At 35.3% G+C, this 16999-nt stretch carries 14 protein-coding genes; 12 read left to right on the plus strand and 2 right to left on the minus strand.

What is annotated here, in order from left to right; all coding sequences use genetic code 11:
* Window positions 1-189 precede the first annotated feature (189 nt).
* Entirely contained in the window at window positions 190-1374 is a 1185-nt protein-coding gene (locus tag BMY85_RS07345; RefSeq protein WP_092477630.1) for a pyridoxal phosphate-dependent aminotransferase, read from the plus strand.
* Window positions 1361-3151 carry a non-ribosomal peptide synthetase gene (locus BMY85_RS07350; protein ID WP_092477631.1) on the plus strand — a complete coding sequence of 597 codons (1791 nt, stop codon included), beginning with the start codon at window positions 1361-1363 and terminating at the stop codon, window positions 3149-3151. Before BMY85_RS07345 ends, BMY85_RS07350 begins: the two co-directional genes overlap by 14 nt.
* Before the next feature lie 84 nt (window positions 3152-3235).
* On the opposite strand, the gene BMY85_RS07355 is transcribed toward BMY85_RS07350, so the two are convergent.
* Window positions 3236-3991 carry an alpha/beta hydrolase gene (locus tag BMY85_RS07355; RefSeq protein WP_092477632.1) on the minus strand — a complete coding sequence of 252 codons (756 nt, stop codon included), beginning with the start codon at window positions 3989-3991 and terminating at the stop codon, window positions 3236-3238.
* A 129-nt stretch (window positions 3992-4120) separates the two neighbouring features.
* On the opposite strand from BMY85_RS07355, the gene metK reads away from it, so the two are divergent.
* From metK to BMY85_RS07410, 10 genes are all read left to right on the plus strand, one after another.
* Window positions 4121-5320, plus strand: a complete 1200-nt coding sequence (metK, locus tag BMY85_RS07360) for a methionine adenosyltransferase (RefSeq protein WP_092477633.1) — start codon at window positions 4121-4123, stop codon at window positions 5318-5320.
* Complete coding sequence (locus tag BMY85_RS07365; RefSeq protein ID WP_092477634.1) at window positions 5321-7069, plus strand: ABC transporter ATP-binding protein; 1749 nt, start codon at window positions 5321-5323, stop codon at window positions 7067-7069.
* Entirely contained in the window at window positions 7062-8777 is a 1716-nt protein-coding gene (locus BMY85_RS07370) for an ABC transporter ATP-binding protein (RefSeq protein ID WP_092477635.1), read from the plus strand. Before BMY85_RS07365 ends, BMY85_RS07370 begins: the two co-directional genes overlap by 8 nt.
* Before the next feature lie 18 nt (window positions 8778-8795).
* On the plus strand, window positions 8796-10448 hold the full coding sequence (locus tag BMY85_RS07375; protein WP_092477636.1) for a B12-binding domain-containing radical SAM protein: 1653 nt from the start codon (window positions 8796-8798) through the stop codon (window positions 10446-10448).
* Window positions 10449-10481: 33 nt separating this feature from the next.
* Window positions 10482-11759, plus strand: a complete 1278-nt coding sequence (locus BMY85_RS07380) for a hypothetical protein (protein WP_092477637.1) — start codon at window positions 10482-10484, stop codon at window positions 11757-11759.
* A gap of 359 nt (window positions 11760-12118) precedes the next feature.
* Window positions 12119-12340: a helix-turn-helix domain-containing protein gene (locus tag BMY85_RS07390; protein WP_092477639.1), complete on the plus strand. Its 222-nt coding sequence runs from the start codon at window positions 12119-12121 to the stop codon at window positions 12338-12340.
* Between the two features lie 15 nt (window positions 12341-12355).
* On the plus strand, window positions 12356-12862 hold the full coding sequence (gene loaP, locus BMY85_RS07395) for an antiterminator LoaP (protein ID WP_092477640.1): 507 nt from the start codon (window positions 12356-12358) through the stop codon (window positions 12860-12862).
* Window positions 12863-12903: 41 nt separating this feature from the next.
* Window positions 12904-13932 carry a cysteine peptidase family C39 domain-containing protein gene (locus BMY85_RS07400; RefSeq protein ID WP_092477641.1) on the plus strand — a complete coding sequence of 343 codons (1029 nt, stop codon included), beginning with the start codon at window positions 12904-12906 and terminating at the stop codon, window positions 13930-13932.
* Window positions 13933-14188: 256 nt separating this feature from the next.
* Window positions 14189-14596, plus strand: a complete 408-nt coding sequence (locus tag BMY85_RS07405) for a DUF4430 domain-containing protein (RefSeq protein ID WP_143066343.1) — start codon at window positions 14189-14191, stop codon at window positions 14594-14596.
* 2 nt (window positions 14597-14598) lie between these two features.
* Window positions 14599-15108 (plus strand): hypothetical protein, encoded by a 510-nt coding sequence (locus BMY85_RS07410; protein ID WP_092477642.1) that lies wholly within the window; start codon window positions 14599-14601, stop codon window positions 15106-15108.
* A 129-nt stretch (window positions 15109-15237) separates the two neighbouring features.
* On the opposite strand, the gene BMY85_RS07415 is transcribed toward BMY85_RS07410, so the two are convergent.
* Window positions 15238-16848: a CTP synthase gene (locus BMY85_RS07415; RefSeq protein ID WP_092477643.1), complete on the minus strand. Its 1611-nt coding sequence runs from the start codon at window positions 16846-16848 to the stop codon at window positions 15238-15240.
* Between the last annotated feature and the right edge of the window lie 151 nt (window positions 16849-16999).

Raw genomic sequence — 16999 nt, forward strand, 5'->3', positions numbered from 1 at the left:
TTTTACATATTTCGAGGATACTTATGCATCACAAAAAACTGCAAAAGCAAGTTTGAAAATATGTAGAAGAGAAATGATTATTCACGAAGTGATTGTATTTTATTGCATCAAAAAAATTAGCAATGACCAGTAGCTTCCATATCCACTTCAACTTATCAATCTAAATATATTATATAAGGAGAATTTAAAATGAAGAGTAGATTAGATATTGACTTTACAGACGAGCGCTTTCTCATGTTTGTAATAGATGATATGGCAAATCATATGGAATATGATGAAGGAAAAGAAGTAATCAGACTTACATTGGGAAAATCAGAACTTCCTCTCCATGATGATATTATCAAAGTCATGCAGAATGCACTTGGTGATTTTAAGAAGAGTGCACTGGTTTATCCTGGTGGACTCCCAGTTCTAAAGGAGGAACTTTCAAAATACTATAAGGAGGAATTTCAGGTTGATATACCAGCAAAAAACTTTATTATCGGACCTGGTACCAGTACCCTGTTCAGGAATTTGTTCGCAATTCTTTCGGACAAACGAGATGATGTGCTGCTTCCTCATCCATATTATTCCCTTTACCGATTTTCTGCAATGCTAGCAGGAGCGAATGTAAACTATTACAAGATTGATCCAAAAACAAAGCGGCTAGATTTAGATTCCTTCAAAGCTAACTTTACAGATAAGACAAAGATTGTTGTAATTAATACTCCAGGAAATCCTTTAGGAAATGTATTGACAGACGAGGAATTATATGCGATTGATGAAATTGTAAATGGACAGGCTGTTATCATCAATGACGAGATTTATGCGAATGTATACTTTGATCAGAAAAACAAATCCGTAATGAACTTGAAAAATACAAAGTCCACTTTCATTACAACGAATGCATTTTCCAAAGCATACCGAATGTATAGCAGAAGAGTCGGATATTGTATTGTTCCAGATGACTTTATCGAGCCTATGACAGTTATGTTACATCATACCCAGCTGACAGTTGATCCAGTGGTACAGTTTGGAGCAATTGAGGCATTGCATAAGCCGGAAGAAGTAAAAACGCTGGTGAAAGGGTATAAAGAACGCCGAGATTACACCACAGAGAAATTAAGAAATATTGAGGGAATTAAACCTATCCACTCGGAAGGAGGTTTCTATTATGTGGTAGACTGTGAAGAGTATATGAAGAAACATAACTATCCTACCAGTTTACGGCTAGCAGAAGACCTTATAATGCAGAAACAAGTAGCTACAGTACCTGGATCAGACTTTGGTTTGCCATACACAATCCGATTATCCTTCTCTGCAAAAAAATATAAGGAAGGTATTGATCGTTTAGTAGATTTTTTTCGAGAAGGAAGAATGAATGATGCAGACTAATATTTTTGATTCAATCAATCAAACAGACAAAAATTACCCTGATATTACCTTAAGTGAGTTTATCTTACAGGAGTGCAAAATATACCAGAGTCAGGTTGCAATCATAGATTACGAGAAAAAGATTACATATAAGGAACTAGGTCATGTCATTTTGCAAATTGCTTCGAATCTGCAAGGTTTTCATCTTGAGCCTAGAAGTGCAGTAATCGTACTAGGAGACAGGAGCTTTGAATTGATTGCAACAGCAGCAGCGGTTATGCATTGCGGAGGAATCTATGTCCCAGTTGATATTTCCTATCCTGCAAAACGGATCGAATATATGATAAAAAATACAGGTGCATCTATGGTGATTGATCTGACAAGGGAAGTTATTACCAGGAAAATCAAAGGACTAGAGAACATAAGATATACCTACAGCGAAATTGTCGGTAACCAGAATGAAAAAGAGCCACTGATGAGCAAAATACAAAATACAGATTCAACGGCTTACATCATCTATACTTCTGGTACAACAGGTAAACCAAAAGGAGTTGCTGTATCACACAAAGCAATTATGAATACATTATTCTGGTTAAGTGAGCAGTTTCTGCTTAATCAGAAAGATGTCATTGCGTTTAAAACTTCGATTGGGTTTACAGATTCCATATGGGAAATGTTTTGGCCTTTGCTCAATGGAGCAAAGCTATCTATAATCAAAAATGAGGACGCAAAAAGCATTTCTTTTTTGTATAAGTGGTTTGAGAGAGAGCAGATTTCCTATACGCAGTTTGTACCATCTATGATGAAAGTCTTTTTAGAGTATATAGAAGAGCAGGAAATTGAAAAACCTCTTCCAAATCTTTCTTGGGTATTTAATGGTGGAGAGCATATAAGCATTGATTTAGTTAAGAAATTCAATGACTGCTTTGAAAAAGCCAGAATAGCAGATATATATGGAATGACGGAATCTGCTATTTATGCTACCTATTACCTGATTGAAAAAGAACTGAATGAAAAATGGGACGAAACGCCAATTGGGATACCTATCGCCAACACAAAAGTCTATTTGTATCGTGAAGATGGTACGTTATGTACCCAAAATGAAATGGGTGAAATCTGTATAAGTGGCATTAGTATGGCAAAGGGTTACTGGAAGGATGAAGAAAGTACAGCCAGAAAGTTTGTTAAGACAGATGACGGGCAGGTGCGATATCATACAGGAGATTTAGGTATGATTGATGATTCTGGAGTATTATGGTATTGCGGCAGAATAGATGGACAGGTAAAAATCAGGGGAAACCGAGTTGAGATAAACGAAGTGGAGAAAGTGCTACATAATATTCCATCTATTGGACAGGTAGCAGTAATTGCCCAGAAGAATCACTACGGTGAAACAATACTGATATGCTTTCTGGATAATGAAGAAAAAGCATTTGCAGATATTCGGACATATCTGCGAGAAATCTTGCCAGAGTATATGGTACCGCAGAAATACTATTATGTAAAAGAGATGCCATTATCAGTAAACAACAAAATTGACAGGACTAAGTTACAGGAGATGTACAGTTATTTTATGGAAAACAAAGAAAAAGAGGAAGACAAAGAGGATTTGTTATATACAATCTGGAAGAATGTACTAGATCTGGATGAATTTAGTGGACAGGATGATTTCTTTGATATTGGAGGAGATTCAATTGGATTGGCAAGAGTGCAGATAGAACTGGAGAAACAAGGATATGCGGTTTCTTATGAGCAGCTTATGTCCAATCGTACGTTTGAAAAAATGAGAGCATTATGAAGGAACAGGTTTCAAATCATTAATCAGTAAAAAAGAGAATATGTCGAAAAATGTAATACGTACATATTCTCTTTGGATTATGTTTTATGCATAGTACTTATCTAAAACATGTTTTAAGGATTCATTCCAGAAATGCCAATTATGTTCACCGTCCCAGATTTCGAAGGTGTAGTCGAGATTAAGCTGTTTCATTTTCTTGCTGAAATCAATATTCGGTTCATATAGAAAATCCTGATTGCCAATGGACATATAAATTTTAGGGCTAAGGTCGGATTTATTTGCTTTTTTCGCAAGTTTAAGAAGCTCATCATCGTCATTGCATTTCAGTTCAGAACCAAATACAGATAACATATTGGGATTCTGGATGTCTTCCTTTTGTTCACGGAGTTCGTCCAGATATTCCCTAACTGTAACACATGCTGTGGAAAAAGAAGCACATAGGCTAAATTTTTCAGGATGCAGCAACGCACATTTTAGTGCACCATAAGCTCCCATGGAGTTTCCCATGATAGCAACATTTTCCCTGTCTGTAGGGAACTTAAAGATGTTACTAATCATGTCAGGCAGTTCCTGTACGACATAAGTAAAGTAATTACCACGATAAGGAATATCACGGTACCAGGTATTGCCGACTTCAGGAAGAATAAATACCACATTATATTCTTGGGCATATAGTGGAAGCATGGTGTTTTCAATCCAGTTGGAACTGTTTCCAGATGAACCATGTAGCATGTAGATTACTTTTGGGGGAACACTTTGGCAAGAACGGTCTGGATATACAATATGTAGCCATGTGTCAATATCAAGAGATTGAGAATAAATACTACCAGTAAAAATCATGTGATTAACTTCCTTTCAAAATAAATTTGTGTTATTTTTTAATACAAAAAAACTATAGCATAGGAAAAACAGAATATCAATATTTGCATGTATAATTTTAGAATTAGTTAGAAGTTATAGGAGGTCAAAATGAAAAATTATTTGTTTACATCAGAATCTGTAACAGAAGGTCATCCAGATAAAATCTGTGACCAGATCTCGGATGCGATTCTGGATGCATATTTAAAAGAGGATCAAAAAGCAAGAGTTGCCTGTGAAACAACGATTACAACAGGTGTAATTTACATTATGGGAGAGATTTCAAGTAAAGCCAGAATTGATATTCCTCAGATTGCTAGGAAAGTAGTCAACGATATCGGTTTTTGCGATGAGAGGTTTGGATTCAATGCCAATACTTGTGCAGTGATTACATCCATAGACAAACAGTCAGAGGACATTGCCCTTGGTGTTAATCAATCATTGGAACAAAAGAAGGGGGATCAAGTCAAAGAACTGGAAACAGGTGCAGGAGATCAGGGAATGATGTTTGGATATGCCTGCAAGGAGACAGAACAGCTTATGCCACTTCCAATCGAATTAGCTCATAAGCTTTGTTTTCAATTAACAAAAGTCCGTAAAGAAGGTCTGCTCTGTTACTTAGGACCTGATGGAAAATCTCAGGTTACCGTAGAGTATAAAAATGGAACTCCTGTCCATATCCATACAGTTGTTGTTTCATCACAGCATACAGACGAAATTTCCATGGATAAACTTCGTGAAGATATTGTAGAATATGTCATTAAGCCAATTCTTCCAGCAGATTTATTCAATGAAGAAACCAAGATTTTAATCAATCCAACTGGAAGATTTGTAAAAGGAGGACCTCATGCAGATAGTGGATTGACTGGAAGAAAAATTATTGTAGATACATATGGTGGCTATGCAAAACATGGTGGTGGAGCATTTTCAGGAAAGGATCCAACAAAGGTAGACAGAAGTGCCGCTTATGCAGCACGTTGGGTGGCTAAGAACATTGTTGCAGCTGGTTTAGCACAAAAATGTGAAATTGAGCTTGCTTATGCAATTGGTGTAGCAAAACCTGTTTCTGTATTAGTTGAAACATATGGATCCAGTATGATTCCAGAAGAAGTAATTGTAAAGGCAGTAGAAGAAGTATTTGATTTATGTCCTTCCACAATCATTGAGCAGTTTGACTTACGCCGCCCAATTTATCAAAAAACTGCTGCATATGGACATTTTGGCAGATGTGATGTTTCTTTGCCTTGGGAGCGTACCGATCAAGTGGAGAAACTAAAAAAAGCAGCTAAGCATATCATGGAGAATCAATAAATGAAGAAAGAGAATGAAAAAATCAAGTATTGTAAACTGTTTTTCTGGAGTCTTCAATATCTAAAAAAGTATGTTGTTTTTTTCGTACTTGCAATTCTGTTCCGTATTCTATTTGAAGCAGTTTCAGTTATGGTACTGATGTTGCTTCAGACATTTATTGATGCATTAGGGGATGAAACAACAGAAAAGATACTCGGGAAAATGCCTTGTTATCTAGCAATTCTTGTGATTGTCATGATAGCAGCCTACATACTCTTAAAGACATTTGAAATGATATATGCCGAGTGGGGAACCAAAGAAGTGCAGTTAGCTGTTTACAACAAGACAAGAGACATGGGAATGCATTACATTAACGAAGTTTCCATAGGAGAGGTTCTTTCATTACTTTCCAATAACGTAATTTCCTTTTATTTTTTATTTTCAGAATGTCTCCCTAAGTTTGTGACAGTTATTATTTCCAGTTTGCTTGCTGTTATCATGCTATGCATTCATCAAAGTTTCTGTCTTGCGGGAATCGTAATAGCTAGCTTTTTTTGTGTCGTGTTTTGTAATGTTTGGCTTCGGGAAAGAATCGAGAAAAATGGTCATGAAAATGCAGATGCAACCATGGAATTCAACCGGAATGCTTATGACATTATAGAAGCAGCTGAAGAGGTCAGAATTTTCAAGGCACAGGACTGGAGCAAGAAACGTCTGAATCAGGCATTGGAGAAAAGTATTGACACCAATATAAAGCGTTTTTTGCTAAGCAGTGAAAAAACAAGTGTGTTTTACATCTGCAAGATGATAGCGTTTTTTGTATATGTCTACCTGTGCTTGCTAGAAACAAGGAAAGGAAGTCAGTGTCTTGGAAAATGCATAGCAGATTTTCTATATGTAAACATGGCATTTTCAGCAATTGGAAATCTGGATCAGGTAATTGTGAACCAGGATAAGCATATTTATAATATCCAGAAAGTATATGATTTTATGCAGCAGCTAAAAGAAGAAAGAGTTACTGGTACTACAAGACAAATAGAAAGAGGAGATATTGTCTTTCATAACGTAACATTTGCATATAAGGGAAAGCCAGTTGTGCTAAGCCAGCTTGATTTTACCATTAAGCATGGTGAAAAAGTAGCATTGGTAGGGGGAAGCGGAGAAGGCAAGTCAACAATACTAAAACTTCTTACTGGAAGCTATCAGGTTGATTCTGGAGAAATATTAATTGATGGCAGGCAGATAAATGAGTATGATGCAAAATTTCTTCATCAGAATATGAGCATTGCACTACAGGAAAGTTATCTGTTTGCTATGTCCATTTATGAAAATATCCAGTTTGGAAATCTAGATGCCAAAGAAGATGAAATTTATAAAGCTGCCCAACTTGCACAAGCAGATGAATTTATTACAAAACTGCCAGAGGGATATCATACAGTGCTTAATAATCATGGAGACAATCTGTCAGGCGGGGAAAGACAGCGAATTATACTGGCAAGATGCCTTCTTAGAAATTCAAAAATACTGCTGCTTGATGAAATTACATCCAGTTTGGATTTTTTGGTGGAAAAAAGAATTATTGCGTCACTAATGAATCAGAATCAGACGGTTCTTTTTTGTGCCCATCGGCTTTCTGTAATTAAGAAAGCGGATCGAGTTCTGGTACTTGATAATGGAAAAATTGTTGAGGATGGAACATACGACGAACTGATTCGTAAGAATGGATATCTAGGAAAATTAGTTAGTAAAGGAATTGTGGAAAATGATTAGTAAAAGTATAAGGGAGATACAGTGGATTCTTAGGAAAGCAAAAATTAAGCGAGAGCTTTTTATTTCCAGTGTATTACTCTGTCTATCAATGACATTTTCTGTACTGGAAGTATGGGTTCTAAAATATGTAATTGATATGTTAGCCGAGTCAGACTGTAATCATGGAATGGGATTTGCACTGGGTATTATACTCATGATTGCAATGAATGGATTCTTTCTCTTTTTGTTGCAGCATTATATTTTAATCCACATAAAGAATCCAGTCAAACGGTGCATTGTATATAGTACCTTAGCTTGTGTATATAATCTTCCATTACAGAAATTAAGTAAAAAGAAGCGGCAGTATTATGTAGAGCTGTTAACGCACTATGCGGAAGAAATCAGCAATGATATCTGTAATAAACTAGTTGGGCTTCGATACTTGTTACAGACCGTTGTAGTTGCTTGTGTTCTTTTGTTCATAAACTGGGCAATTTTTTCGGCTGTCATTGTGCTTACGCTTCTCTATGTTGTGACTGGACGCTGGTTTATGAGACAGTTCTGGAAGAAATTTTCTGTCTATATGGATAAGACAAATCAGCTGCATGCAGTGATTGAAGAGGGACTGGCAGCAACACAGGACATTCTCTTAAATAACAGGCGGAAATGGGAAATAGACCGTTATCATGAGTATTTCAGACGGTATTACAAGGAAGCAAAACGCATTAACTTTTATGGTAATTTGAACTTTAGCATAACCAGTATTTTGAAATGGATTGTAGTTGCACTTGTTTTGTTTTTTGGTGGAAGTCTTGTGGCAGATGGAAAACTTTCCGTTTCTTCATATATTATCGGGTATCAGTTCTGTTACATGCTGTTAGGAAATATGGAGCAGGCTTATTCGGTAATTTCAGACCTTACAAATCTTGGTGCTAAGATTGACAGGCTTTATGAGATTTGCAAAGAAGATGAGAAGCAATTAGGATTCCAGCCACTTAATAAAATTGAAACAATGGAACTTAAGGCTGTCAGCTACTGTTTTTTTGAAAAACAGGAAAATGTTCTGGATCATGTGGATCTGGAGATACAAGCAGGACAGAAGATAGGGGTGATTGGAAAAAGTGGATCTGGAAAATCAACACTTGTACGGATTTTGCTCTCACTTCTAAGTCCGACACAAGGTACTGTCTGTGTCAACCAAGTAAATATGAATGATGTAGACCAGAATGCATTCATTTCAAAAATTGGATACTGCCGTCAAAACCCATATATCTTCCCAGATACTATTCGGAATAATATTACACTGGGAAGAGAAATAACAGATGCGTTACTAGATGAAATATGTAAAGTGACAGAAATCTATGACTTTATTATGGAGCAGGAAAATGGCTACGACTCTATTCTTGGAGACAATGGAATCAATATCTCTAGTGGACAGAAACAGAGAATTTCAATTGCAAGAACATTATTAGGAGAACCAGATGTTATGATACTAGATGAAGCAACATCAAATCTCGATATCCAGAATGAGAAAAAAATTATGATGTATCTGGATGAAATGTGCAAAGCAGGAAAAACATTAATTGTGATAGCACATAGGTTATGGACTGTGGAAAATGCAGATATCATCTATACGATTGATAATAAACATGTGGTTGAGTCGGGAAGTCATACAGAACTAGTAAAGAACAAAGGTATATACTATGAGCTCCTTAAGGAGCAGGAATAATTATTTTGAGGTGATAAGATGAATAAGAAAACGAAAATATTGTTATTAAGTGTATTAACTGAAAAAAATGCAATTATTACAGAAGAGATTGGTATCTGTTCCATTGCAGCATATCTAGAAAAAAATGGTTTCAATACAGCACTTGTAAATTCCACACGCTCGTACCTGAATTATGATTTGATTTATAAACATAAACCAGATATTATAGGTATTCCAATGTATTCCACAACAGAGAAAGTTGTAATAGAAGTGTGTGAACTTTTGAAAGAACATTTGCCTGATACTAAATTTATTTTAGGTGGATACTGGCCAACTCTCTATGGTAAGAATCTTCTTGAGAAATACTCTATTATTGATTATGTCATAGTTGGAGAAGGAGAGCAGGCCTTCTTAGACTTTGCCAATACATTTGAAGCAGGTGAAGATGTTACAACAGTAAAAAGTTTATTATATAGAAAAGATGGGAAAATTGTAGCAAACGAAAGACAGCCACTGATTGAAGATTTAGACAGTTTACCTTTCCCAAGGAGAGATTTACTAGAGAATAATAAACTTCGTTATGCGTACATTTCTACAAGCCGTGGATGTAAAGGTAACTGCAGTTTCTGTTGGCATCAGAACTTTTGGGGTACAGATGGAAGCAACCGGTGGAGAGGAAGAAGCCCTGAAAAAGTGGTAGAAGAAATTAAGCAGATCGTGGACCGTTATGGGGTAAACCGTTTCTGGTTTATAGATGACAGCTTTGAAGATTATGCCCATCAGGATACAGAACGTATGTGGAAAATTGCAAAAGGTATCGTAGATGCGGGTCTTAATATTACATATGAAACTTATTTCCGATCAGAGGTATATAAGAAGTTTACCGACGAGAAAATGCAGCTCATAAAAGACTCAGGACTTGTTGGAATTGTATTTGGTACAGAATCAGGAAATGAAGAAGATCTGAAGCTTTATCGAAAGATTGCAAGTGTGGAGGATAACTTACGCAGTATTGAATATTTCCGTGAAAATGATATTGCAGTCGATATTGGATTCATAAATTTTAATCCATACTCTACATTTGAAAAATTAAGAACGAACATAGACTTCCTGGAAAAGACCTGTTTTGCATCCGTACTATATTATATTGTAGAGCGTTGTGGTATTACAGAGTTTTCACCACTGTACTATAAAGTAAAGAATGATGGGCTTCTAATTGATAATCCATCAGATGATGGCTGTTATTTCTATAACTATGTAAATAAAGAAATTGGAAAACTGTCAAATTACTTGTACTATAAGTACCATGAAAATGAAGATTCCAAAGTGTATTTTTATGCAAAAAAGATCGGAAGCATTATCCGTGAAGAATTCAAGCTGATTAATTATCTAAAGAGAAACTTTACTCCGAAGTTTCCTTCAATTGCACCAATTATTGAGAAAAGTGAAAAGAAGGCTTGGGAGTTACTAGGAAGAGTGAACAAATCAAATGCGGAGTGTTTTCGAAAACTGCTTGACATGACAGAGAAACAATTCAGTGAAAAAGAAGCAGAAAAGCTGACAGAAGCATATCTTAATCTGGATTATATAAAAGGAATCAGTGATGCACTTGAACAGAACAGATTGAGTTTGTACGTAAATCTGAATAAAGAGGGATTGCCTCCAGAAGCGTATTTTAATTTTAGATACTAATTATACATACATGTAAAAAAGGAGGAATTTTTAATGCCCAAGCTGCCAGTTAATGTTAACACTAAAATACGTTCCTATGCATACGATGCTTTTACGAATTTGATTGCAGATAATGAAATGACCACAAACCTGTGCCTTGCTTGCTTTTGGATTAGTATGGAGGAATGTGATTATGAAATGGTTTATCAAAATGTAACAGTATTGAAGAAAGAACAAGATATTTCTGTATATGGAAAACCATATGAAACTGACATGGAACTAAAGATAACAAAAGATGTGCAGGTTGGCCAAGAGATTGTGCTATTCATGAAAAGACATACCATTGCACATACAAGAAGTCGTTTGGAAATTCATTTTAGTGGAGTTCGAATGGATAATGGCAAAGTAGAAAGCTGGTGGATAGAACGATGTGCAGGTGGAAAATGTTCTTATTTTGAAAATGGAAAGGAACAAAATCTGGTAATGAACAGATCAGATAAGTATGAACCATACTACATTAAGTTTTTGTATCAGGAACAGACTGTTTTGTTTCAATATTCGAGAGATAATGTTGACTGGATAGAACTGGGGACTGTAAATGTTCAATTGAAAAACTATTCCACAATCCAATGGGAAATACGAATATTATGTCCTGGTTATATGTATTATGACTGGTTATTTTCAAACTATATTCAACTACAATACGATTCAACGTATGGACTCCCATTAGAGCATACTTCCTTGACTCGAAAATCTTTTAGCTATTATACAGCCAATGCTTTACTTGATTATGCCAGAATAGAACATTCCTTTTTATGCTTTACAAAAAAAAGTTTAGTTGAATTTACAAAAATGATGATTGACACAAAGAAGTATCTGGAAGTAGAGCTAGATGAATTTTATGTCCAGGGAACTTGTGCACAAAAAGCACAGTTCCATTTTTCACACCAGAATTTAATATATGGATATGATGACGAAAAAGAGGTAATTTACTGTATCAGTTTTATTGAAGGAAAACTCAATGAGACAGTTATCCGTATGGAAGATTATGAAGTAGCATATCAATCGAAAAGAAGGACAAGTTGCTTTTATATACTAGAGCATGAATATGACTGGGAAGTTGTCCATTTTAAGCTGGACCATTTTTTGGCTGAGCTAAAAGAGTATTTAGAAAGTACCGTATCTGTTCGTAAATATGGCGGATGCACAGATTCCACTACTAATATAAGTGGCATAAAAATATACGATGCTATTTTATATGATGCAGATTATCAGAAGTTGTTTCTAAATGATATTAGAATTAGTTATATCCTATACGAGCACAAAAAATAATGATGGATCGCCTTCACTTTTTGGCAGCCCGTAACATTATAAAACCTGATCGTGTAGCTCTGTATACGGAACAATATCAAAATGTCGTAGAGCTTTCAAGAAAGTTAAAAGATAAAATGATTTATAACATACTGAAGGGTAGTAAAATTATGAAGCCAGACATAAGGAAAAATGTCGAAATCTTAATGGAACAGGAAAAAGAAGCCTTGTGGAGGATATATTACAACACAGAAAGAGACAGCATAATTAATGAAACAAGCTAAATCGGTAATTATACCTTTAGGGAGTTTTCAGTTTTTTCTATAGAGAATAGAATAGAGCTATAAGTTACATAAAATAATTCACAAGGGGTAATTTGTATGAATAGCATGTATTTTGAAGCAGGAAAAAGAATTAGAAAGCTACGTGAAAAATTAAATTATACAAGAGAGGAAATGGCAGAGATTGCTAATATTTCACCGAAATTTCTATACGAAATTGAGTCAGGGCAGAAGGGATTTTCTGCAAATACACTCTTAAAAATTGCTAAAGGGTTATCTGTAACTTGTGAAGAGATTCTCGTAGGAGATAAAGAAAAGTAGGAAGTGGTGAGAATAATGGAGTGGTATGTGATCTGTGTGGAAAGCAATAACGAGGAGCGTGTAAGGAATTATATTGAATATATATTACATGACTTAGACATTGCTTACTCAATTCTGATTCCGAAAAGAGAGCTGGTAGAACGAAGAAAAGGAGTGAATAAGAAAGTACTAAAATGTCTTTTTCCAGGTTATATATTTGTAAATACACCACAAATTGTTGATTTTTATTATGGTGTCAAAGTCATTCCATCTATTCACAAGTTTTTAATGAGCGATGGGATGTTTCTTAAAGTGGAAGAGGCAGAAATTGAGCAGCTATATCTGCTGCTCAATTGTGAAGGTGTTGCCGTTTTTTCAGAAGGCCGTTTAGTCGGAGAACGTGTGATTATAGAACGTGGACCACTATGTAGATGTACGCAAAATGTGGTTAAAATTGACAAAAGAAAGAAGAGAGCCAAAATTGCTATACAATTAGCCAAGAAAGTGATACATGTACAATTAGGACTGGATGTAAGAACTTAAGGGAAATTTCATTTTATGAGATTGAATATAAGGAGTGAGATATGAGAAGAAAAGTAGTTTTGAAGCTGGATAAGCCGATATTTGATGTCTATAACTATGATGCATTTATACTGGCTATACTAGCAGGTAATAGTGATAATTATTTTTCATGGGTATTCAGTAATTATATACTGGTTAAGGCCAATCGGGATCTTTCAAAAAATGGTGACGTTTTTCTAAGGTTTGCTGATGCAGAATCAATAAAAACTGAATTATTATCGAGACAGTTTTTAAGTTGGTCCACACTATCAAAATTAAATCTTAACATAAATGAGATAGTGAGGAAGCTTATTGACCTAGAATATTATGCATACTTTCAAGTAGATGAGTATTATATACCGCATACATTTTCCTATCAGAGAGAGCATTTTGTTCATGATATATTGATTTATGGTTATGACATAGAAAAGCAGATTTATTATATTAGTGGATATAATGAGGAGTTTTTGTTTAGTAGGAAAATATGTACATTTGCAGAATTCCAGAATGCCCTTTACGCAAATAAGTGTGAGAAAGATAAGGTGTGGACTGACAGGATACGATTTTACAAGTATGATCATACAAAACAGTTTCCATTAAATATAAAGCTTATAAAACTCTACTTAGAGGATTATGTAAGAGCAAAAAGTACTTTTGCAAGTTATGAAAGATTCAACTGTGACAAAGAGGATGTGGTTTATGGCATAGGAGTATATGACGTGATCCTCGAGCATATTGAACAGGTAAAGAAAAGCAGATCTCATCAAGAAAAAATGCGTAATCTGGATTTTCGGATTTTCCGGTTTTTATTGGAGTACAAAAAGGTTATGTTGATGAGATTAGAATGTATCAGTAAAAATGATATAGATTTAGGTGAAATATTTGAAGAATATAAAGAAGAATGCGTACGTTCAGAGAAAACACATGGGTTGGCTATGCGATTTGAACTGCTTAATGATACTAGCATTTTAGATAAGATAAGCAGAAATATTTTAGAAATGAAAAAATATGATAGTATAATTTTGGAGAAAGTTATAGGCAGGCTGTCGTAAAGGTACAAATTGAAAGGCAGACTATTAAAAGCCAATAAGTAAATGAAAAAAGTTTTTTGCATATTTCGAGGATATTTATGCATTACAAAAAAATTGAAAATCAATTCTGAAAATATGTAGAAAAGAAATGATTATTTTTTTGATATTTTACCAAAAATATCAGACAGGATAAACCTGAATAATTATACAAGAAGTAAAGTAAAGGGTTATAGGTTACCTTTATTAACCTAAATATATTATATAAGGAGAAAACACAATGAATCAGAACGAATCAAAAAGAGATAAAATAGTTGCAATGATTATGTTTGCACTAGCAATACTAATAATATCTGGTGTGAAAATACATAATAACATGCAGAAGAATGATAATGAGAAATCCATTCTTATCCATGTCATAAAAGCAGATGAAAATTACAGTAATACATATAAGGTAGATACAAAAGAGAATAAACTAGGTGATGTCTTAAATTCTCTAGGGGTTGCAGAATTCGAAGAGAGCCAGTATGGAAGATTTCTTGTTTCAGTTGATGGCTATGAAGCAGATGATACCAGACAGGAATGGTGGAAAGTGCTTGAAAATAATCAGTTATCGAAGGTCGGTATTGATGAGCTTCAAATACAAAACAATGGGTCATATACCTTACAATTTTGTGTAGGGTATTAGATATGAAAAGAGTTAATGTTCAGAAAATGATTATTCTGGCAGTATTGGCGGATATTATTTTTGTTTGTAAGTATATGCTTGCCTCTATGCCAAACGTTGAACTGGTGACGTTTTTAGTTATTCTTTCTACACTTCTGTTAGGAAAACATGTTGTGTATACAGTTATTCTCTATGTTTTTCTGGAAATATGTACATATGGTTTGGGATTCTGGACGGTAGGATATGCCGTTTTGTGGCCTGGCCTAGTAGTGATAACATGCCTGTTTCGTACCCAGTTAGAAAATAGTAATAGTAAACGGGCGATTCTGGCAGGTATATTTGGATTTGCATTTGATTTGGTTTATGCGGTTGTGATAAGTCTGCTAACTGGACTTCGGTCTGGAATTGCCTATTTTATTTCAGGTCTTGGATTTAGTGCAGTGCATATGATAAGTAATTACCTGATCATGTGGATATTAGGAAACACCATCTATAATGCAATGAAAAAAGCAAGAGACAGTATGTTTTTTTAGAGTTAAGGAAACACTTGAAGATACTAGATAAAAACTAATATTTTCAAGTGTTTTTTATGTGTTTCAATAGTAGGAGAGAATCAGTTTCCGGTAATTGTTTGGCAACCTTTATAGTACACAATGTTTTAACTATTTACATTCTTTATTCTTAATAGATGCACCTAAGAAACCAGCAAATAATGGATGTGGTCTGTTAGGCCTTGATTTGAATTCCGGATGGGCCTGAGTTGCTAAGAACCAAGGGTGGGAGTCAATTTCACACATTTCCACAATACGTCCATCTGGAGATAAGCCAGATAAATTCAAACCGCCTTTCTGCAGTTCTTCACGGTAGTAGTTGTTTACTTCGTAACGATGTCTGTGTCTTTCATGAATTTCATGTGTGCCGTAAACAGCTGCAGCAAGAGATCCTTCCTGAAGAACACAAGGATAAGAACCAAGTCTTAAAGTTCCGCCAAGATCTTCAACACCGTCTTGTTCCGGCATTAAGTGAATCAATGGATGAGTCGTAGAAGGATTCAATTCCACGCTATGTGCATCTGTAAAGCCTAATATATGTCTTGCGAATTCTACAATTGCAAGCTGCATGCCTAAACATAAGCCTAAGAAAGGAATCTTGTTTTCTCTGGCATATTTTATGGATGTAATCATGCCTTCAATGCCACGGTCACCAAATCCGCCTGGAACAATAATACCGTCAACATCACCTAAGAATTCTGCTACATTTTCCTCAGTTACATCATCGGAAGCAACCCATTTAATCGTTACACTTGCATTGTGTGCTACGGCACCATGTTTTAAAGCTTCAACAACGCTGATGTATGCATCATGCAAAGCAGTGTATTTTCCGACTAAGGCAACGGTTGCTTCCTTAGCTGGATTTTTAAGAGCATGTACCATGTCTTCCCATTCTTTTACGTCGGGTTTTGGACAAGCTAAATGCAAACACTCACATGCAATATCTGCAAGATGTTCTTTTTCCATAGCAAGCGGTGCTTCATAAAGAGTTTCTACATCTAGATTCTGCATAACATGTTTCGCAGGTACGTTACAGAATAATGCGATTTTATCTTTGATTTCCTGTTCCAAAGGAACTTCTGTACGGCAGACAATAATGTCTGGCTGGATTCCCATTCCCTGAAGTTCTTTTACACTTGCCTGTGTAGGCTTTGTTTTGATTTCACCTGATGCCTTTAAATAAGGAATCAGTGTAACGTGGATTAAGATGGCATTTTCTCTGCCTACATCGTGCTGGAACTGACGGATGGATTCTAAGAAAGGCTGGCTTTCGATATCGCCAACGGTTCCACCTACTTCGATAATTGCAATTTGTGTATCCTTACATCCGTCATTACGGTAAAACCTGCTTTTGATTTCATTTGTAATATGAGGAATTACCTGTACTGTGCCTCCGCCAAAATCACCTCTGCGTTCTTTGGATAAAACGGACCAGTAAATTTTACCTGTTGTGACATTGGACTGTTTTGTTAAGCTTTCGTCGATAAAACGTTCATAGTGACCGAGATCTAAGTCAGTTTCTGCACCATCATCTGTAACAAAAACCTCACCATGCTGAATTGGATTCATTGTTCCTGGATCGATATTAATATAAGGATCAAATTTCTGCATGGTTACGTTATATCCACGCATTTTCAGTAAACGTCCTAAAGAAGCTGCAGTTATACCCTTTCCTAAACCAGAAACTACGCCACCTGTTACAAAGACATATTTGACAGACATTCTATTTCCTCCTTGGCTGTACATCTTACATTAGTTCTATTATTTTTGAATACTTGCTTAGTATTTATATATTTCCGTAAAAAATATAACTGTTCCATTATAACCTTATCGAGATAAAAAATCTAGCTGAAATTGAAAAAAATTTAGAGAA

This window comes from [Clostridium] polysaccharolyticum, assembly GCF_900111595.1.
GTDB lineage: Bacteria > Bacillota > Clostridia > Lachnospirales > Lachnospiraceae > Clostridium_AI > Clostridium_AI polysaccharolyticum.

Bases quoted from the DNA above. Each gene is read 5' to 3' on its own strand.
- BMY85_RS07345 (WP_092477630.1), top strand. From the start codon at position 190: ATGAAGAGTAGATTAGATATTGACTTTACAGACGAGCGCTTTCTCATG.
- BMY85_RS07400 (WP_092477641.1), top strand. From the start codon at position 12,904: ATGAGAAGAAAAGTAGTTTTGAAGCTGGATAAGCCGATATTTGATGTC.
- BMY85_RS07415 (WP_092477643.1), bottom strand. From the start codon at position 16,848: ATGTCTGTCAAATATGTCTTTGTAACAGGTGGCGTAGTTTCTGGTTTA.
- BMY85_RS07405 (WP_143066343.1), top strand. From the start codon at position 14,189: ATGAATCAGAACGAATCAAAAAGAGATAAAATAGTTGCAATGATTATG.
- BMY85_RS07380 (WP_092477637.1), top strand. From the start codon at position 10,482: ATGCCCAAGCTGCCAGTTAATGTTAACACTAAAATACGTTCCTATGCA.
- BMY85_RS07375 (WP_092477636.1), top strand. From the start codon at position 8,796: ATGAATAAGAAAACGAAAATATTGTTATTAAGTGTATTAACTGAAAAA.
- BMY85_RS07390 (WP_092477639.1), top strand. From the start codon at position 12,119: ATGAATAGCATGTATTTTGAAGCAGGAAAAAGAATTAGAAAGCTACGT.
- metK (WP_092477633.1), top strand. From the start codon at position 4,121: ATGAAAAATTATTTGTTTACATCAGAATCTGTAACAGAAGGTCATCCA.
- loaP (WP_092477640.1), top strand. From the start codon at position 12,356: ATGGAGTGGTATGTGATCTGTGTGGAAAGCAATAACGAGGAGCGTGTA.
- BMY85_RS07370 (WP_092477635.1), top strand. From the start codon at position 7,062: ATGATTAGTAAAAGTATAAGGGAGATACAGTGGATTCTTAGGAAAGCA.
- BMY85_RS07355 (WP_092477632.1), bottom strand. From the start codon at position 3,991: ATGATTTTTACTGGTAGTATTTATTCTCAATCTCTTGATATTGACACA.
- BMY85_RS07410 (WP_092477642.1), top strand. From the start codon at position 14,599: ATGAAAAGAGTTAATGTTCAGAAAATGATTATTCTGGCAGTATTGGCG.
- BMY85_RS07365 (WP_092477634.1), top strand. From the start codon at position 5,321: ATGAAGAAAGAGAATGAAAAAATCAAGTATTGTAAACTGTTTTTCTGG.
- BMY85_RS07350 (WP_092477631.1), top strand. From the start codon at position 1,361: ATGATGCAGACTAATATTTTTGATTCAATCAATCAAACAGACAAAAAT.